General features: G+C 73.4%; 12 protein-coding genes and 1 tRNA gene. 1 reads left to right on the forward strand and 12 read right to left on the reverse strand.

What is annotated here, in order from left to right; genetic code table 11:
* Positions 1-84: 84 nt before the first annotated feature.
* Positions 85-1,437, reverse strand: a complete 1,353-nt coding sequence (locus tag ACIA79_RS14120) for a DUF2254 domain-containing protein (RefSeq protein ID WP_399428639.1) — start codon at positions 1,435-1,437, stop codon at positions 85-87.
* Positions 1,438-1,643: 206 nt separating this feature from the next.
* On the opposite strand from ACIA79_RS14120, the gene ACIA79_RS14125 reads away from it, so the two are divergent.
* A tRNA-Leu gene (locus tag ACIA79_RS14125) sits at positions 1,644-1,731 on the forward strand.
* Between the two features lie 160 nt (positions 1,732-1,891).
* Here the strand turns inward: ACIA79_RS14125 and ACIA79_RS14130 are convergent.
* The 11 genes from ACIA79_RS14130 to ACIA79_RS14180 form a co-directional block, all read right to left on the reverse strand.
* Positions 1,892-2,128 (reverse strand): hypothetical protein, encoded by a 237-nt coding sequence (locus tag ACIA79_RS14130; RefSeq protein WP_399428493.1) that lies wholly within the window; start codon positions 2,126-2,128, stop codon positions 1,892-1,894.
* A 125-nt stretch (positions 2,129-2,253) separates the two neighbouring features.
* Positions 2,254-5,106, reverse strand: a complete 2,853-nt coding sequence (locus tag ACIA79_RS14135) for an NHLP bacteriocin export ABC transporter permease/ATPase subunit (RefSeq protein WP_399428494.1) — start codon at positions 5,104-5,106, stop codon at positions 2,254-2,256.
* A 1-nt stretch (position 5,107) separates the two neighbouring features.
* Positions 5,108-7,315 carry an NHLP family bacteriocin export ABC transporter peptidase/permease/ATPase subunit gene (locus ACIA79_RS14140; RefSeq protein WP_399428495.1) on the reverse strand — a complete coding sequence of 736 codons (2,208 nt, stop codon included), beginning with the start codon at positions 7,313-7,315 and terminating at the stop codon, positions 5,108-5,110.
* Positions 7,312-8,118: an HlyD family efflux transporter periplasmic adaptor subunit gene (locus ACIA79_RS14145; protein ID WP_399428496.1), complete on the reverse strand. Its 807-nt coding sequence runs from the start codon at positions 8,116-8,118 to the stop codon at positions 7,312-7,314. Before ACIA79_RS14145 ends, ACIA79_RS14140 begins: the two co-directional genes overlap by 4 nt.
* A 103-nt stretch (positions 8,119-8,221) precedes the next feature.
* Complete coding sequence (locus tag ACIA79_RS14150) at positions 8,222-8,443, reverse strand: type A2 lantipeptide (protein ID WP_399428497.1); 222 nt, start codon at positions 8,441-8,443, stop codon at positions 8,222-8,224.
* A 594-nt stretch (positions 8,444-9,037) separates the two neighbouring features.
* On the reverse strand, positions 9,038-10,468 hold the full coding sequence (locus tag ACIA79_RS14155; RefSeq protein WP_399428498.1) for a family 2B encapsulin nanocompartment shell protein: 1,431 nt from the start codon (positions 10,466-10,468) through the stop codon (positions 9,038-9,040).
* 511 nt (positions 10,469-10,979) lie between these two features.
* Positions 10,980-11,654: a lactate utilization protein C gene (locus tag ACIA79_RS14160; protein WP_399428499.1), complete on the reverse strand. Its 675-nt coding sequence runs from the start codon at positions 11,652-11,654 to the stop codon at positions 10,980-10,982.
* On the reverse strand, positions 11,651-13,075 hold the full coding sequence (locus tag ACIA79_RS14165) for a lactate utilization protein B (RefSeq protein WP_399428500.1): 1,425 nt from the start codon (positions 13,073-13,075) through the stop codon (positions 11,651-11,653). Before ACIA79_RS14165 ends, ACIA79_RS14160 begins: the two co-directional genes overlap by 4 nt.
* The gene (locus tag ACIA79_RS14170) at positions 13,072-13,782 is read right to left on the reverse strand and encodes a (Fe-S)-binding protein (RefSeq protein ID WP_399428501.1); all 711 of its coding nucleotides are present in this window, start codon (positions 13,780-13,782) and stop codon (positions 13,072-13,074) included. The genes ACIA79_RS14165 and ACIA79_RS14170 overlap by 4 nt, the downstream gene beginning before the upstream one ends.
* 207 nt (positions 13,783-13,989) lie before the next feature.
* Positions 13,990-17,061, reverse strand: coding sequence for a tetratricopeptide repeat protein (locus ACIA79_RS14175; protein WP_399428502.1), 3,072 nt, complete (start codon positions 17,059-17,061; stop codon positions 13,990-13,992).
* Positions 17,058-18,932, reverse strand: a complete 1,875-nt coding sequence (locus ACIA79_RS14180; protein ID WP_399428503.1) for an HSP90 family protein — start codon at positions 18,930-18,932, stop codon at positions 17,058-17,060. Before ACIA79_RS14180 ends, ACIA79_RS14175 begins: the two co-directional genes overlap by 4 nt.
* Positions 18,933-19,222 lie beyond the last annotated feature (290 nt).

The raw sequence follows: 19,222 nt of genomic DNA on the forward strand, positions 1-19,222 counted from the left end.
GGAGCGCGGTTGCCGCGGACCAGGTCCGCGGCAACCCGGCTGGCCGAGCCGCACCAAGCACCCGTCCGCCCCAGCGGCCGCCGGCTACCCCCTCGTGCGCCGACGGCCCGACCGGCCGATGCCCTGCCGGTCGGGCTCCAGCGCGAAGGCGCGGTCGGCGGGCTCCGGCGCGGTGTACTCCACGGCGTGCGCGAGGAGCGCCCGGTGCCGCAGCAGCGGCTCCCTGCGCTCCTCGGGAGCGAGCGGAAGCAGGTCGTCGATCCCGGCGAGCATGCGCCGCGTGACCTGGGGGCCGGCAACGGCGGCGCCCCGCAGCTCGGTGAACGCCAGATCGACGAGGTCCTCCCACCCGGGCGCGTCCTCCACGAGGCGTACCGCGCCGTGCCGGTCCCGGTGGTGCACGACCCCGAGCGGCCGGTCCGCGACGACCGCGAGGAACTGCACGATGCGGTCCAGACACTGCACCGCGGTCGTCGGATCGTTCACCGCGGGCGACAGCGCCCGCAGCGCGATGTCCACGAGCTGGCGCAGTCCCAGCCCCAGATCCTGGTGGAACGTCCGGTCCGACCCCACCGACACCGCCGACCGCAGCACGCCGGAGCGCGGCCCCCCGGCCGGTGCGCCGGGGCGCGGAAGTGCTTCCCCGTGCACCGCGAGCACCGGCGTGCCCGGCACCAGGTAGTCGCCCACGCGCGGGATCAGCCGCAGCACCACGCCCTCCCGCCCGGCGGCCCGCACCAGCCGCGCCACGTGCACGTCCCTGAGAACCCCGGCCCGGCCGCGGTGCACCACCCGCCCGGTCTCCGGGGGCAGCCCGGCCGGATGGCGCTCGCCCGCCGGCCGCCGGTGCACCACCCGCAGTGCCTCCCGGACGATGCGGTCGACCACGGGCCCCACCTGCATCAGGCGCAGCATGGTCGTCACGTACGCGATGAACAGCAGCAGACTCAGCGCCACGAGCAGCAGCGTGACCACCGACTGCACCAGGGGCACGGACACGATCCGCTGCGGGTCCGTCTCGCTTTCGTACGAGGTGAGCACCAGGAGCGAGAAGAGGAACGTCGCGAGGAACACCGTCAGCGTCAGCTTGTTGATCCTGCGGCGGACGAAGAGGCGCACCACGCGAGGGGTGAGCTGGCCGCTCGCCATCTGCACGGCCACCAGGGAGATGCTGAACACCACGCCGATGAACGTCATCATCGCCTGGCTGACGGTGGTGACGATGGTCCTGGCGTCCTCGGTGATCGTGGACAGGGCGCCCAGCTCGGCGTACTGCCCGCGGCCGCGCAGCTCGTCCACGATCGCCGTGTCCAGAGCCGCCGCCGCGAGCCAGACCGCGAACACACCGACGAGCCCGGCGGTGGGCGCGAACCAGAAGGTCTCGCGCAGGTGCTCCCGCAGCGGTGACAGCATGCGCGGTCTGCGCGATTCCGGCATAAAGCTCACGTCGGCACGTCGTCCTCACGCTCCGCGCGGGCGCGGTGACGGCCCGCGTGTGTCGTCGGGGCCGCCGGCCCCGGGGTCTCCCCGATCCCCCGCGCCGGCCCCCTGACCACGGGATATGCGGGTGAAGGGCACCTGGAACCCCTGGTAGAGTTATCCATGTCGCCGCGGGGAACACCCCGCGGAGCGGCAGACACCTTGTCCGGGTGGCGGAATGGCAGACGCGCTAGCTTGAGGTGCTAGTGCCCTTTATCGGGCGTGGGGGTTCAAGTCCCCCCTCGGACACCATCGAGCGCCGGTCGGGAGAGATCCCGGCCGGCGCTTCGCGTTGCTGTCGCCATGTCACCCCGTACCCCTCCTGTGCCCGGCCCGCCCCCGCAGGGGTCCGGCCGGGAGCCGCCGGGGGCGGGGCGGGGCCTGGCGCCCGGCGGCTTCCTGTGGTGCGGGACTACCAGCGGGCGCCGATCACGCTGCCCTCGTAGAAGTCGCCGCTGAAGACGCGGTCACCGCTGTCGTGCTCCAGGCCGTGGAAGCTGCCGCCCCTCCAGTCGGCGCCGAAGAATCCGGCCTGGCAGGTGCTGTTGCATTTCTTGTCGTCGTCGGTTCCGTGCGCGGCGGCGGGGACCGTGCCGAGTGCCGTGGCGGCGGCGACGAGAGCCGCGCAGGCGAGGGCCTTCTTGAGCATCTGTTCCTCCGGATCGCATGATCCGCACCGGATTCTCCGGGCGGGATTCGGAGACAGGGGTTCCCCTGTGCCTTCACTTCCGTGCGCGTGGCAGGCGGAAGCCCACCCTTTCGAGGGCGGTCCGGTCAGCTCATCTGGCGGTATACCAATTCACGCAGATGGCCGCCGGGGGTCCCCAGCAAAGTCGCCGGCGGGCCCTGCTCGACGACGCGGCCGGCCGACATGACGATCACCCGGTCGGCGTCCAACACCGTCGACAGCCGGTGGGCGATGACCAGGCGGGTGGCGTTCAGGCGCCGGGTGGACTCGATGACGGTCCGCTGCGTCTCGTTGTCCAGCGCGCTGGTCGCCTCGTCGAAGAACAGGATCCGCGGGCGGCGGATCAGTGCCTGGGCGATCATCAGGCGCTGGCGCTGTCCGCCCGAGATCGCGCCGCCACCGGCGATCATGGTGTGCAGGCCCATCGGCATGCGCCTGATGTCCTCCGCCAGACCCGCCATCTCCGCGGCGGCCCAGACCTCCTCCTGCGGGAAGGTCTCCGCCCCGCAGATGCAGTCCAGGATCGAGCCGGTCAGCGGCTGCGCGTTCTGCAGGACCACCCCGCACTGGCGGCGCACCGCCGCCTGGTCGAGGGCGGCGAGGTCCTGGCCGTCGTAGAGGACGCTGCCGGAGGCGGGCTTCTCGAAGCCGATGAGCAGGCGCAGCAGGGTGGACTTGCCGCAGCCGCTCGGCCCGACCACCGCCACGAATTCGCCCGGCCGGATGTCGACCGAGACGTCGTCGAGGACCAGCGGCGCGTCGTCGGCGTACCGGAACGACAGCCGGCGCGCCTCGATGGCCCCGGACAGCGTGCCGGGCTGGGCCGTGGCGCCCCGCACCTCGGGCGCCTCGTCCAGGACCGGCTTGATCTGTTCGAACAGGGGCAGCGCGGCCGCCGCCGACACCAGCGCCCCTGTCAGCTGCGTGACCGACGTCAGCAGCATCGTCACCGACGTGCTGAACGTCAGGAACGCACCCGCCGACATCGAGCCCCGCGCGGGACCCGCCAGCAGCATGAACATGATGAGCGAGCAGAGCGGCAGGTACACCGCGTCCAGCACCGTGGTGATGTTCCGGATCCGGCCGGCCCGCTGCTGCAGCTCCCGCGAGCGCGCGAACTCGCGCGCCCACGCCGCGTACGCGAAGCTCTCCGCCGCCGCCACGCGCAGCTTGGGCAGGCCCCGCAGCGTCTGGAACGCCTGGTTGGCGAGCTTGTTCGAGAGCTCCACCAGCCGCCGCTGCCAGCGCACCTGCCACAGCCCGAGGCCGAGGAAGACCGCCCCGATGACCAGCAGCATGGCGATCGCCGCCAGCGCCAGCGGCACGCTGTAGCACAGCAGCAGGACGAGGTTCACCGCGCCGATCGTCGTCGCCTGCACGGCCACCGGGGCCACCCCGGTCATCACCCGGCGGATCGCGCTGATGCCCAGGGCCGCGCTCGCCAGCTCCCCGGTGGAGCGCTCGGTGAAGAACCGCACCGGCAGCCGCAGCAGCCTGTCCCACACGGCCGGCTGGAGCACGCTCTCGACACGCCCCTCCATCCGCACGAGCGTGAGGTTCTGCATCAGCATGAACGCCGCGGCCACCACACCGGAGACCATGACGGCCAGGGACACCTGCACGATCAGGCTCTTCTCCGCCGCCGGTACGTACGCGCCGAGGACCTGCCCGGTCGCGACCGGCACCAGCGCGCCGAGGCAGACCGTCACCAGGCCGGCCAGCGCGAGGCGGCGGACGTCGCCGGCCGTGCCGCGCATGCCGAACCGCAGCAGCCCCCACGCGGACAGGGGCCGCTCGGGCAGCGGGCGGTAGAACATCACACCCCGCGGCTCCAGTTCCGCCGCCTTCTCCGCGTCCAGGCGGATCCGCAGCCCCGAGGCGGGGTTCACCGCCTCGTACCGGCCGCGCCGCCACAGCAGGGCCACCGGCGCGCCCGACCTGGCCCAGCGGCCGACCAGCGGTCCGCAGTCCGTGCGCCACCAGCGCCCGTCGAGCCGGACCGCGCGCGTGCGGACCCGTGACGCGACGGCGATGCGCTCCACCGGGCCGGTGCGCTCGTCGGCCGCCGGACCGTTCCTCGCCGGCTCCACCAGCGTGATCCCGGCCGCCCGCGCCACCCGCCGGCACACCGCGAACGTGGCGTCGTCCCCCGCGGCCCCGCCGCCGGTCCTGCGCCCCGCCCGGTCCGGGCCGCCGATGGACGCCAGCAGCGCCTGGTCGGCCTGGGCGCGGACGGCCTCGCCCGCCTTGATGCCGGCGGCCGCCCGGTCCTCGTGCGCCCGCTCCGCCCGCTCGATCCAGCGGTCGACCGCCGACAGCAGCCGGTACTGCTGGTTGACCATCCGCTGCCACAGCGCACCGTCCACCAGCAGGTCGGCCGCCGCGTCCGCGCCCCAGTCGGCGCCGTACCGGACGCTGCCCGGCGGGACCGGCATCCACAGCATGTCGTCGGCGGCCTCCGCCGGCGCCCCGTCGTCCGAGGCGCGTCCGTCGAGCGGCGCCTCGAACAGCACGCCGAGGCTGCGGGCCGTACCGAGCGCGAAGGCGTGCTCCAGAGGGCCGGCCCCGGCACCGGGGGAGTGGTACGCGTCGTCCTCGCCGTACCCCTCGTACGGCGGGGACGCGGCGGTGCCGGACAGCTCCCGCAGGGCGATCCGGCGCAGGGCGCAGTCCTGGGCCGGCCGGCCCACCAGGGTGTGCTGCGGGCCCTCCACCGGGCCCAGCAGCAGACTGCCCGCCTCCAGACGGCCGAGGAAGTGCCAGTTGCCCTGCCGTGCCGCGTCGACCGCGAACAGGTCCAGTCCGCCGGCGGCGACCAGCCACAGGACGTGCGGCCCCTCCAGGGGCACGCTGCGCAGCCCGGTGCAGTCGACGGGTGTGCCGAGGCCGCCGAGGGCGTGGACGACGGGATCCTGCCGGGTCGTCGGGGAAAGGGACACGTCAGCGCTCCCGTACGAGTGCGGCGTAGGCGCCCGCGGCGGCGATCAGGTCCTCGTGGCGCCCGCGTTCGACGACCCTGCCGTGGTCCAGGACCACGATCTCGTCGCTGTCGCGCACCGTGGACAGCCGGTGGGCGATCACGACGCACGCGCAGCCGCGCCGCCGCAGGTTGTCGATGATGACCCGCTCCGTCCGCGCGTCCAGGGCGCTGGTCACCTCGTCGAGGACGAGGATCGACGGCCGCCGCACCAGCGCCCGGGCGATCTCCAGGCGCTGCCGCTGGCCGCCGGAGAAGTTGCGGCCGTCCTGCTCGACCCGGCTGTGGATGCCCTCCGGCCGGCGCGCGATCACGTCGTCGTACAGAGCGGCGTCCCGCAGCGCGGCGACGACGGCCTCGTCGGGTACGGACGGGTCCCACAGGGCGACGTTGTCGCGGACCGTGCCCTCGAAGAGGAAGACGTCCTGGTCGACGAAGGAGACGGAGGCGGCGAGCGCGCCGCGCGGGATGTCCTCCAGGCGCTGCCCGTCGATGCGGATGGCGCCCTCCCAGGGTGTGTAGAGCCCGGATATCAGTCGCGAGACGGTGGACTTCCCGCTGCCCGACCCGCCGACGAGCGCCACCTGCTGCCCGGGCCCGACGCTCAGCGAGAAGCCGGTGAGCAGCGGCTCGTCCAGCGGGCTGTAGCCGAAGGTGATGTTCTCCAGCTCCACGTGTCCCGTCAGACGGCGCGTGCTCGTGTCCGGCGCCACGCGCGCGTACAGGGTGTCGGCGGGGAAGTTCTCCACGTCCTTCAGCCGGGCCACGTCGGCCGCGAAGTCCTGGATGCGGCCCGCGACCCCGTTGAGCCGGGTGATGGGCGCGGTGAACCGGGTCACGAGCGCCTGGAAGGCGACGAGCAGACCGATGGAGAGGTGGCCCTCCACCGCCCGCAGCCCGCCGATCCACAGGATGAGCGCGCTGTTGAGCGTCGCGAGCGCGGGCGCGACGACGGCCAGCGCGGCGCTGGGCACACCGAGTCGCTGCTGCACCTCCAGGGTGGTGGCGTGCTGCCCGGCCCAGCGCCGGAAGTAGCCGTTCTCACCGCCGGTGGCCTTCATGGTCTCGATGAGCTGGAGCCCGGTGTACGAGGTGTTCGTCAGCCGCGCGCTGTCGGCGCGGAGCTTTTGGGTGTGGGTGGCGCGCAGGCGGATGACGATCCGCATGGCCACCACGTTGAGCAGGGCGATCCCCACGCCCACCACGGTCAGTTGGGGGTCGTACGTCCACAGCAGCAGCGCGTAGAGGACGACGACGACACCGTCCACCCCCGCGGCGGCCAGGTCGCGCGCCAGCGTCTCGGCGACCGCGTCGTTCGACTGGAGCCGCTGCACCAGGTCGGCCGGGCTCCGCTGGGCGAAGAACGTGACCGGCAGCCGCATCAGGTGCCGCAGGAAGCGGGCGCCGCCGAGCGTGGAGGAGATGATCCGCCCGCGCAGCAGGTTGGCCTGTTGCAGCCCGGTCAGGACGGCGGTCAGCACCACCATCGCGGCCATGGAGGCGAACAGCGGTGCGAGGACCGAGGTCTGTTCACCGATCAGGAACATGTCGATGTAGGTACGGCTCAGCGCGGGCACCGCCGCTCCGACCGCCACGAGCAGCAGGCTCGCCAGCAGTGCCGCCAGCAGAGTGCCCGTCGTGCCGCGCAGCCGCGCGGGCACGGCGCGCAGCACGCCCGGCCTGCGCCCGCCGCGCCGGAAGGAGTCCCCCGGTTCGAAGACCAGGGCGACCCCGGTGAAGCTGGTGTCGAAATCCTCGGCCGGTACGAAGCGGCGGCCCTTGCCGGGGTCGTTGACGTGCACGCCCCGCCGGCCGAAGCGGCGCCCCATGCCGTCGTAGACGACGTAGTGGTTGAACTCCCAGAACAGGATGGCCGGCGCCTGCACCCCGGCGAGCGCCGCGGGCTCCATCTGCATGCCCTTGGCCCGCAGCCCGTAACCGCGCGCCGCTTTCAGCAGGTTGCTGGCCCGCGAACCGTCCCGCGAGACACCGCACGCGATGCGCAGTTCCTCCAGCGGCACGTGCCGTCCGTGGTGGGCGAGGACCATGGCCAGGCAGGCGGCGCCGCACTCCACGGCCTCCATCTGCAGGACGGTGGGGGTACGGACGGCCTTCCGCTTCTGCACCCCGGGCGCGGGCCGGGCCCGGCGGCGGCCGGTGGGCGCGCTCACGGCAGGAGCCAATCGATCGGGTGCTGCTCGGCGAGGTGGACGGAGCCGGTCGTGAGGGTCATGGTGTCGAGGGCGTACGGCGGGCCGTTTGAGGTCGACCACGCGTATCCGGTCCGGGTCGAGGAGGACCGCTCCAGGCGGACGAGCACCGACACCGGCGGTCCCTGCCGCGAGAACTCCTCGCCGAGCTGGCTGCTGCCGAGGAACGCGGTGATCCGCTGGCGCGTCTGGGCCGTCCGTCCGACCGACTTCACCCTGCCGCGCAACACGCCGTACCGCTGTGCCGGCACCGACTGCACGGTGAGGTCCACGGCGGCGCCGACGGGCACGGACGCGCCCCGGTCGGCGGGCACGTACAGCACGGCCAGCAGCGGGTCGTCCTGCGCGCGTGCGCGTTCCACGGCCGCCACGTCGGCGCCCGTCGTGACGACGGAGCCGATCGCGGCGACGAGCGTCGTCAGCCGGCCGGCGGCGAGGGTGCGTACCACGGTGGTGCCCTCGGGCGTGCGGACCTTCACCAGCGGTGTGCCGGCGGGGAGATGGGCGCCCTCCTCGGCGAGGACGTCGGTGACCTGGCCGGAGACGGGGCTCTGCAGGACGTAACCGCCCTGTGCGTGGGTGAGGATGCCGGGAGCGGAGAGGGTGGAGGAGACGGTGCCGGTCACCGCCCAGACGGCGGCGGCGAGCATGGCCACCACGGTGACGGTCAGGACGAGCAGGCCCTGCGGCCGTGCGAAACGCACCGGCAGGTCTATTTCTTCCGGCGATTGCAGTTTGGAAAGGGCCTTTTGGCGGAACTGCACGAAACTCTTCCCTCGACTGCACAAGTCCGGTGGGAAAACGAACGGTGAAAACGAGAGGTGAGCCCCGGAACAAGGAGGAGGTTCCGGGGCTCACCAGGCCGTGTCAGAGACCGGCGACGAAGCCGGTGACGGCGGAGGAGTTGAGGCCGGCGAAGGACTCGGCGGCGCCGACGGCGGAGGTGGCGACACCGGTGACCGGGGCGACCGAGTCGAGGGTGGCGGTCGCGCTGCCGACAACACCGCTGGCCACGGCGGAGTGCAGGCCACCCGACACGGCGTCGAGGTCGGCGTCGGAGATTTCCTGGGTCTGGATCTGGGGGGTCATGCGGAGGTTCCCTTCACACGGATAACTCGAAAGCACGGCGAGCCGAGCCTTTGTGCGATCGGCCCGCGGTGTGAAGGATCAAAGCACGCGGGTGCATTGCTCAGCCAATCCGCCGGCCGCTCTCCGGGTCCATTCCGTGGCGGTGAAATCCCGCTCTGTGCCCGGGCGTTCATGAATTGGTGCCAGCTCCTTCACAGAACGGGCGGGTCGTGCGTGCCGCGGCCGCCGGGCCGGCCGATACGGAATGGGACATTCCGGCAGCAAGGGGAGGGGGCGCGGCGGGGCCGGTGCGCGGCCGTGGGAGAAGCTGTGACGCCTGTACATTCGCTGTGCAGATTCGCTGCCCTCGTGGCGAATCGGACGCGCCGGACCTTCCGACGTACCGGCCCGCCGGCCTCGCGCCGGAGCCCGCGCCCCGGGGCGGAGGCCCTGGGGGCACGGGTCATACGCGGTCGCCGGCGATGAGCACGGAGTGGTGGCCGCCCTCCCCGGACGCCGTCAGGAAGGGCTCCTCGATCCCGGGGCCGGGGATGACCTGGCACGCGGCTCCACGGCCGTGGCGGCCGGAGGCTTCGCCGCGTACGCCCGGGACGGTTACGCGCGCGGACGGACCTCGACGTTCTCCAGGATGCCGATGGCGTCCGGGACCAGGATCGCGGCCGAGTAGTAGGTGCTGACCAGGTACGAGATGATCGCCTTCTCGTCGATGCCCATGAACCGCACGTTCAGACCGGGCTCGTACTCGTCGGGCAGGCCCGTCTGGTAGAGGCCGATGACACCCTCGTTGTCCGCGCCGGTGCGCAGCGCGATCACCGACGAGGTGTGGTGCTCGGTGATCGGGATCTTCCCGCACGGGAGGATCGGGATGCCGCGCCACGCGGGGATCTGGTGCCCGCCGACGTCGACGCTGCCGATGTACAGGCCCCGCTTGTTGCACTCCTTGCCGAACGCGGCGATCGTGCGCGGGTGCGCGAACAGGTACTGCGTGTTGCGCCGCATGCTGATCAGGTCGTCGAGGTCGTCCGGGGTGGGCGGACCGGCGTGGGCCTGGATGCGCTGGTTGTAGTCCGTGTTGTTCAGCAGCCCGAAGTCGGGGTTGTTGACCAGCTCGTGCTCCTGGCGCTCGCGCAGTGCCTGGATGGTGAGCTTGAGCTGCTGCTCCGTCTGGTTCATCGGCTTGTTGTAGAGGTCCGCGACGCGGCTGTGCACCTTCAGCACCGTCTGCGCCACGCTCAACTCGTACTCGCGCGGTTCGAGTTCGTAGTCGACGAAGGTGGTGGGCAGGTCCGGCTCGCCGTCGTGGCCGGAGAGGAAGTCGATCGCGACCTCGCCGTACTTGTTCGTCGGCCGGTGCCCGTTGGAGGTGAGCCCCTGGACGTGGCTGCGCAACGTCTCGTACTGGCCCGCCACCTGCTTGTACGCCGCCTGTGAGAGCACGAGCACGGTGGTCCTGGTGGTGGCACGGACGGTGAACTCCCACTTGGCGCCGGCGTCGCCGGCCAGCATCCGGCCGCCGAAGGAGTCGCCGTCGGCGAGCATGCCCAGCCGCGTCTCGGCGTCGTCGTACTTGGCCTTGCCGAGCTTCTCCACCTTGCCGTGGGCGATCAGGAAGACCTGGTCGGCCTTGCGCCCGCGCTCCACGAGGAGCTGGCCCGGCTCGAACTCCTTCTGGACGAACTTGTCGGCCAGCGCCGCGAGCGCGGTCGGGTCGGCGAGCCCGCGCAGCAACGGCAGTTCGCCCAGCTCGGCCGGGACGACCTGCACCTTGGAGCCGGTCTGGACGAAGGTCACCCGGCCGTCGCCGACGGCGTACGACAGGCGGCGGTTGACCCGGTAGGTACCGCCCGGGACATGGACCCACGGCAGCTTGCGCAGCAGCCAGCGCGAGCTGATCTCCTGCATCTGCGGTTCGGACTTGGTGGTCGTCGCGAGGTTCCGCGCCGCCCGGGTGCTCAGGCTGAGCTGGATGTGCTCCTGCGTCTGGATGTTGGGTCCCGCGGGCGCCGGGCGTGTCTCGACTGCCATGGGATGCCTTCCCTTTCGTATGGTGATCCACCTGGTGATTCATCCGAGGCGGGAACGGTCGATCGAAGAACCGGCCACACCGGACGTGATCACGCAAAGTGAATAACCGTGACGCAGAGGGGCGGTGGATTGGCGCACGGGCGCGCGTGTCGCGCCCTAGGCCCTGTCGTCACATTCCCTTCTGCCCCCGCGACGCCATGCACGCACTCTCGCCGCACCGGGCCCCGGACCCGAGTACATCCAGTACGAGGGTCAGGGCCCGGCACACCGAGAGCACGCACCTGACGCCGCAGGGCCGCCCTTCGGGCGACGACGGGAATGTGACGACAGGGCCTAGCGCAGTACCGGTGCGCGCGCCTGTCCCCATGCCCGTGCGCGCCCCGGCCCCGGCCCGTCGTCCGTCACCCGTACAGGACCGGGCCTGCCCCGGCCCCGGCCCGTCGTCCGTCACCCGTACGGGACCGGTGAAACGTTCACTCGCACTGCATACGGACGCACCGGCGCCATGGGCTCACCGCCCGCCGTGCCCACCGCCCCGGCCGGCGTCCTCCGGCTGCGTGAGGAGCACGACGTGCAGGGTGCGCGGGCCGTGTACGCCTTCGACGCGGTCGAGTTCGATGTCGCTCGTCGCGGACGGCCCCGAGATCCAGGTCAGCGGACGGGTGGGGTCCAGGCGGGGCAGCGCCTGCGGGAGCGACGCGACGACCTGGCCGGGCGCCCGCACGACACAGACGTGCAGGTCCGGTACGAGGGTCAGGGCGCGACGCCCCTGCCCCTCGGAGCCGTCCAGGACGATGGTCCCGGTCTCGGCGACGGCCAGCGCGCATCCGGTGACCACCGCGTCCGTCGCGTCGAGCCGGCGGGGCGTCAGCGGCGCCGCGGCGCTGTCGTGGCGCAACTCGGCGGCGGTGTCCGCGAACCAGCCGGCGGGCAGGCCGGGCGGCACGGCCAGCGAGCGCGCCCCGTGCCCGGCGAGCACACCGGCGATCACCCCGGGGAGGCGCTCCCGCGTCGCGCGGTGCACGTGGGCGCGGTAGTCCGCGAGGTTGTGCTGGAGGAGGTCGAGCAGCGCGGCGGGATCGGGGGCCGTGTGGGTGGCGAGGTAGTCGCGGGCGGGCTCCGGCACGTCGGGCGCGTCGGCGACGGCCGCGCGGACACGGGCGAGGATCTGGTCGCGGGCGCTCATGCCTGGTTCTTCCTCCACCACTCGCGGAAGGACTGCGCGGGCATGCCGGGCAGGTCGCGGCCCTCGGTCCAGGCGCCCGTACCGGGCAGCCGCGCCGGATGCGCCCGGCGGGTCGCGGCGGCGATGCGCTCACCGGCGGCGAGCGCGCCCGGACGGTCCAGCAGCCAGGTCGCCGCCCGGACGGCGGCCCTCTCCAGCCGGTGCCCCCGGCCCCCCTGACCGGCGACCTTCCCACGCAGGTGGACCAGCACCTCGGGGATGTCGATGGCCACCGGACACACCTCGTAGCACGCGCCGCACAGCGACGAGGCGTACGGCAGCGACGCGTCGATCCCGCTCGCCGTGCCCCGCAGCTGCGGCGTCAGGATGGCGCCGATCGGGCCGGGATAGACCGAGCCGTACGCGTGGCCCCCGGCCCGCTCGTACACCGGGCACACGTTCAGGCAGGCCGAGCAGCGGATGCAGCGCAGAGCCTGACGGCCCACCTCGTCGGCGAGCGCCGCCGTCCGGCCGTTGTCGAGCAGGACGAGGTGGAACGTGCGCGGCCCGTCGCCGTCGCTCGTACCCGTCCACATGCTGGTGTACGGGTTCATCCGCTCCGCCGTCGACGAACGCGGCAGCGTCTGGAGGAACACCTCCAGATCACGCCAGGTCGGCACGGTCTTCTCGATCCCGACGACCGAGATCAGCGTCTCGGGCAGCGTCAGGCACATGCGTCCGTTGCCCTCCGACTCCACCACCACCAGGGTGCCGGTCTCGGCGACCATGAAGTTCGCCCCCGAGATCCCCACCTTCGCGCGCAGGAACTTCTCCCGCAGGTGCAGGCGCGCGGCCTCGGCCAGGTCGGCGGGCGTGTCGGTGAGGCCGTCCGGGGCCGGGCGGCCCCAGTCCGCCATGCGGGTACGGAAGATGTCGCGGATCTCGCCGCGGTTGCGGTGGATGGCCGGAACCAGGATGTGCGAGGGCCGGTCGTCGCCCAGCTGCACGATCAGCTCCGCGAGGTCCGTCTCGTACGCCGCGATGCCCTCGGCCGCCAGGGCCTCGTTGAGCCCGATCTCCTGCGTGGCCATGGACTTGACCTTCACGACCTCGCGCTCGCCGGTCGCCTTGACCAGCCCGGTGACGATGCGGTTCGCCTCGTCGGCGTCCGCCGCCCAGTGCACCGTTCCGCCCGCCGCCCCGACCGCCTCCTCCAACTGGAGCAGATAGGTGTCCAGATGGCGCAGCGTACGGTCCTTGATCTGCTTGCCTGCCTCGCGCAGCTGCTCCCAGTCGGTGAGCTCCGCGACCGCCCTCGCGCGCTTGTCGCGGATCGTGTGCGTCGCGTGCCGGAGGTTCGCCCGCAGCCTCTCGTCCCGCACCGCGCCGGCCGCGGCCTCGGGGAACGCCGGCATCCCCACGAACGTCGTCGTCCCGCTCATCGCAGCGGCTCCTCCTCCGTGCTCGCCAGGATCTCGGCGATGTGCACCGCCCGCATCCGCTCACCCTCCCGCCGCAGGATCCCGTCGAGGTGCATCAGACACGAGCTGTCCCCGCCGCACAGCACCCCGGCGCCGGTCCCGGCCGCGTGGCGCACCTTGTCCCGGCCCATCGCCACCGACACCGCCGCGTTCTTCACCGCGAAGGTACCGCCGAAACCGCAGCACTCCTCCGCCCCCGGCAGCTCGACCAGTTCCAGGCCCCTGACCGCCTCCAGCAGCCGGCGCGGCCGGTCGTCCAGCCGCAGCAACCGCAGGCCGTGACACGAGGGGTGATAGGTGACGGTGTGCGGGAAGTACGCGCCCACGTCCGTCACGCCCAGCACGTCGACCAGGAACTCGGTCAGCTCGTACGTCCGCGGCCCCAGTTCCGGTGCTCCGAGTGCCGGATACGTGTCGCGCACCATCGCGGCACACGAGCCCGACGGCGTGACGACGTAGTCGTACCCCTCGAAGGCCCGCACTGTCCGGCGCACCAGCGGCAGCGTCTCGCGGCGGTAGCCGGTGTTGTACTGGGGCTGGCCGCAGCAGGTCTGGTCCGCAGGGAAGTCCACCTCCACACCGAGGCGCCGCAGCAACCGCACCGTCGCGATGCCGGTGGCCGGGTACACCGCGTCGATGACGCAGGTGACGAACAGCGCGACGCGCATCGTGGCTCCTGTCCTCCTCGCCGGGGCCGGCCTCCGCCGGAGCGCCGGGGCGGCGGCCTCGCCCGCCGTTGCCGCGCCGCGCGGAGTGTAGCGGGGAGCGGGCGGAGGGAGCCGGGCGAGGAACATGACACCCCTGGCCCGGGGGTCACCCCCCGCCCGGCTCCCCGGCGTCCGTCCCGTCGCGTGACGGGTACCGGTCGCCGCCGCTCAGTCCTGCCGCTCCAGCTGGGCGAGTGTGTGCTCCAGCTGCGGCAGACAGCCGCGGGACTCCTCCGTGCCCAGCGCGCGCACCTCGCTGATCAGGGCCCGCAGCCGGTCGGTCGCGGCGCCGGCCCGACCCAGCTCGTACTCGGCCCAGGCCGCCTGGACGGCGCACCGGGTCCGCTCGTCCAGCGCGCCGGGACCCAGCGAGGCGAACGCCGCGTCCGCCTGCTCCAGCAGGCGCACCGCCTCCCGCCGCACAGCCGCGGCCGCCGCGGACCGGCCTGGTTCGTCCTCCTCGCCGTCGCGGCGGCTCGCGTCCCGGCGCGCGTCGTCCTCGTACGCACCGTCGTCACGGGCATCGTCCTCGTACGCACCGTCGTCACGGGCATCGTCCTCGTGCTGCCGGTCCAGCTCGCCCAGCAGCAGCTCGGCCGTCTGCGACCAGGTACGCGCACGCTCCGCCAGCTGTGCGGCGTCCTCGCCCCCGACCGCGGCGAGCGCCCTGGCCATGAGCTCCTTCGCCGCGTCCGCGTCGCCCCCCTGCACCTCCAGCCAGGCCAGCGAGCGCAGGGCCCTGGCGAGGGCGACGGGATGGCCGACGCCCTCCCACAGCTCGACGGCCCGCTGGTAGGCGGCCACCGCCTCGTCCCGCAGGCCCGCGCCGGACAGGCACTCGGCGGCGAGCGTCGCGAGCTGGGCGTGCGGCCCCGCGTGCTCCCAGCCCTTGGCCACCTCGGCGGCGAGCAGGTACTGCTCCGCGGCCGCCCGCCGGTCGCCCAGGGCACCCAGGTTCCGCGCGAGCGTGTCCCGGGCCCGGACGACCTGCTCGTCGCCGTGCTCCAGCAGGTCCGGCAGCGCCGACTCCAGCACCTCGGCCGCCTCGGCCGCCCGTCCCGTCTCCCCCAGGGCCTGGGCGAGGACCAGCCGTGCGTACGCCCCCGCCCCCGCGGAGTCGCCGGCCGCGTCGTACCAGTGCGCCGCCTCCAGGGCGTGGTCCGCCGCCTCGGCCTCCTTGCCGTCCTGCTCGTACAGCACCTCCGCCAGCGTCAGCCGTATCGGGGCCAGTTCGTCCGGGTCCACCAGCTCCGCGCTGTGCGCGAGCGCCCCGCGCGCCGCGTCCTCGGCCTCCGTGAACCTGCCCAGCCGCATCAGCAGCCGCGCCCGCCGGGCCATCGGCTCGGCCGCGTCCCAGGGGTGGCCGGAGGCGACGGCCCGCTGGGCGGCCAGCGACAGGAGCTCCTCGGCGGTGTCCGGGTCGCCGGCCTGCCACGCCAGGTCGGCACGCATCCGGTCGGCCTCGGCGAGCAGATCGTCGACGCCGCCCTCGTCGTTCGCGTGCTGGGCGAACTGCTCGACGAAGGCGGTCAGATCGGTGCCCAGGCGTGATGCGCCGTGATCGCCGTGTTCGTTTCGGTCTCCGTGATCGTGCGACAGCATCGCCTCGACCTTGATCCGCGTCAGGGCGGCGGTGGCCGTACGGCGCGTCCGCGTCGGGTCCTCGGGAGCCAGGGCGTGTGCCGACGCGGTGGCCGCGGCGAGCAGGTCACGGATCTCCCCGGGCTCGGCACCCGCACGCACTGCGGCCGACACCACGCGCAGCTCGGCGAGGACCGCCCGGCTCGGCTCCCCGGCGGCCCGGTAGGCGGCCGCGACCCGCTCGAAGAGCTCCCGCGCGGACGGGTCCCCGCCGCGCCCGGCCCGCAGGGCGCGGTGGTCCAGCAGATCGGCGGCGAGCAGCGGATCGGCCGCCTCGCCGCCCGCCCCCGCGACCAGCGCCTCGACGCGGTCCCAGAGGGCCGCGGCGCGCGGATGCCCGAGGGTGCGCAGCCTGCGCGCCTCGGCCACCAGCCCGGGCAGCGTGTCCGCCTGGCGGTCCCCGCCCGCCGCGCCCGCGTTCCCGTTCCCACTCGCCACGACGGCCGCGGCGCCGCCCGGAACGGCGGTGGGGCCGGCGAGCCGGGCGGCCCGCACGCCCAGCGGCAGGGCCGCCACCAGCGGCTCCTGCTCCAGGCTGCGCCTGAGCCGGCCCGATATGACGTCGCTGCCGTTGCGCGCGTCGAAACGGGCGGCGATGGCCGCGGCCTCGGCGTCCAGCAGGTCGTGCAGCTCCCGCACCGTGCGCTGCCGCCCCGCGTAGGCGACCGCGGGCTGTTCGCCGATGCCGATGGCGACCAGCCTGCGCAGCAGGACCAGCGCGCCGGTGAACAGCTCCAGCCGCGCCCACGGGTTGCCGTCGGACACGAGGTGCGCGGCGTGCTCGGACAGGATCTCCAGACCGCGGCCCTCGTTGCCGGTCAGCGCGCAGAACTCGATGTGCCGGCCGATCGAGGGCAGCAGGCTCTCGTTGCCCCGCGCCATGCGGTAGCCGCGCAGGTGGTTCGCCCGGGCCTCGTCCAGCCGCCCGGTCCGCACCAGCGGTACGAGCGACTTGGCCAGCACCCGGTGCGGCTCCTCCATGCAGGCGGACTCACCGTCGAGGACCGGAGCCCACGTCCGCAGGGCCTTGTCGTCCTGCCCCTGACTCAGCCAGTAGGCACCCTGGTCGTTGAGTTCGCAGGCGTGGCAGTTGGCCATGCGGTCCCGCTCCGCCGCCGTCCACGCCGCGAACGCGCGCGCGGTCCGCGCCGCGTCGCCCGTGACCTCGGCCAGCTCGAACTCCGCCTGCCGCACCGCCCGTTCGCTGTGGCCCGCCACCCGGTAGCGGCGCTCCATCTCGGTGAGCCACTGCTCCATCGTCGACAACGGGATCTCCGGGAGCGTCAGCATCCCGGAGCTGACCCATTTGAACATCCAGTGGAACGTGTGGGTGTCGCCGGCGTCGAAGGCGGACGGGTCGCGGTCCCACTCCTGCATCAGCCGGGCGAACGGCACCAGCATCTTCCCGCGCTCGGTGCTGTACTCGTACGCCCTGATGAGCCCGAACAGCGCCTGGCGCAGCAGATCGCGGTCACCGGTGGACTCCGCCGCGGTGACCAGTTCCTCCGCGCGGGCGTTGCGGAGCAGCCCGTTCGGGGCGGAATCGTTCTCCCACAGGGCGCGGCGGACGTCCTCGGGGGAGTGTTCTGCGGTGGTCACTTGTCGCCCTCCTGGGGGCCCTGAGCGGTGGTGGTCGTGGGGTGCGTGGCCCATTCCAGGAGCCCGAGGAAGGCCCGGTTGAGCAGCGAGGTGTCGGCGGGGCGCAGCGGGCGCTGCGCCATCAGCAGGGCCTGCCCGTACAGCGATTCGACGGCCGTGCCGGCCAGTTCGGCGTCACTGATCGCCGCGATGCGGCGCACCAGGGGGTTGTTGTGGTTCAGGACCAGGCGGGAGCGGGGTGCCGAGCCGCGCAGGGCGCCCAGGATGTCGCTCCAGAGGCTGTCCGCGCCCTCCTCGGCCGCCGCGCGGTCCCGCTCGTGCCGGGCCTCCCGGTCGTCGAGGTACAGCGCCGGGACCGTGACCGGCTGGAAGGCACGTACCGCCACGTCGCAGTCCAGCGCGTCCAGCCGCGCCCGGGCGGTGGCGAGGAACCCGGCGAGGGCCAGTTCCTGCTGCGGCTCGACCGGGTCGAGGTGCGCGGTGACGGCGCCCGCGTCCAGCTCGCTGACGGTGACGCCTTCCCGCACCTGCGGCAGCAGGTCGATGAGGTCCGTGTCGTACGTGTACCCGCCGTTGACGATGCCCAGGCCGTGGGCGGCGGCGATGGGGGAGACCTGCCGGAACTCCTCCACCGTGCGCGTGAAGTGCACCTGCGGGTGGGCCCGGACGAACTCGTCGAGCGTGACCCGCCCGTCGCTGGTCTCGAACGGCAGCCACGGCAGCATCAGCGAGAACAGCTCCGCGTCGTGCCGCGCCAGGGACTTCACACCCAGGTGGTGCACGGTGAGGAACGCCGCCAGCCGGTCGGGGTCACCTGCCGCGAGCTCGGCGAGCCACGCCCGGATGCGGACCCCGAGCGCCTCGCGCACGGCGGCGAGCGTCTCGTCGTCGTAGAGGTTCTCGCGGGAGGCGGTGGGCCGGAGCGTGTCGGTGTCCAGGACGACGCGCACGAAGAACGCCCAGTCCGGCAGCAGGTTGTCGGCCCGGTCGGTGAGCAGCATGCCCTTCAGGTAGACCCGGTGGGCCGCCCGGTGGGCCGGGCTGGTGGCGGAGGGCAGGACGTACGCCACGCCGCGCACGCCCGCGACCGGCAGGTCCAGGTCGATCGAGTCGAGCGGGGTGAACCCGAAGACGCGGGCGCAGTGCCCGGCGAGCGCCACCCGGCGGGCGGTGGGCGTCGGGTACGCGCGGTCCCACACCGCGGGCCGCTCGGTCAGCGGGCGGTCGGTGGCGTCCGGTCCGGTGAAGGTGACCTCGTACGGCAGCAGGGAGCCGAAGTCCCGGGCCAGTTCGGCGACGCGCCGCGGCTCCGTCCACTCCTCGGCGCCGGGGCGCGGCTCCAGCCGGACCGTGGTGCCGGGCTCCGGCCGCGCGTCGTGCGGCAGCGTCCGTACCGTGTACGAGCCGTCGTCGCTCGCCAGCCACTCGACGGGCGGCTCCTCGGGCCTGCGGGCGGAACGGGACACCACGCGGATCTGCCGTGCGACGACGAAACAGGCGAGCAGCCCGATGCCGAACTGGCCCAGGAACTCCTGGCGGGCGCTGTCCAGGGCGTCGCGTTTGGAGCTGCGGCCGATGGTGGCGAGGAGGGTGTGCACCTCCTCGGAGGTCAGTCCGATGCCGGTGTCCTCCATGACGACGGCGTCGCCGGTGGCCGTGAGGCGGATGCCGGTGGGTGCGGCGGGGTCGTGGGCGCGGCGGGCGGTGACCGCGTCCACGGCGTTCTGCAGCAACTCGCGGACGTAGACGCGGGGGCTGGAGTAGAGGTGGTGCGACAGCAGGTCGACCAGGCCGCGGAGGTCCACCTGGAAGGTGTTGACCGACGGCTCGGACTCGGAGGGTTCGGAGGAACGGGACGAGCGAAGGTTCATGGGTACGAAGGGGCACCCTCACGGCTCCGGACGGCAGCCGCGGGTGCGGGTCGGGCGATCGCGGGGTCCCCCCCTCACGAATCGCGATGGGCCCGGCCCGGCCCCGGTGCCGCACGCGGGCATCCGCACACGCCACCGAGGAGGACTCGGAATTGACGACCATCGTAAGGATGACCACTGACAATGCCCAGGTGGTTTCGGCCCGGTCCTGATCAAGCCCGCCCCCGCCCGTCCGCCGGCCCGGTTGCGGCGCGGCCGGCCGCGTGGCTCCCCGTGCGGCCGACCGCACG

Source organism: Streptomyces sp. NPDC051310, assembly GCF_044455245.1.
In the GTDB taxonomy this organism is placed as follows: domain Bacteria; phylum Actinomycetota; class Actinomycetes; order Streptomycetales; family Streptomycetaceae; genus Streptomyces.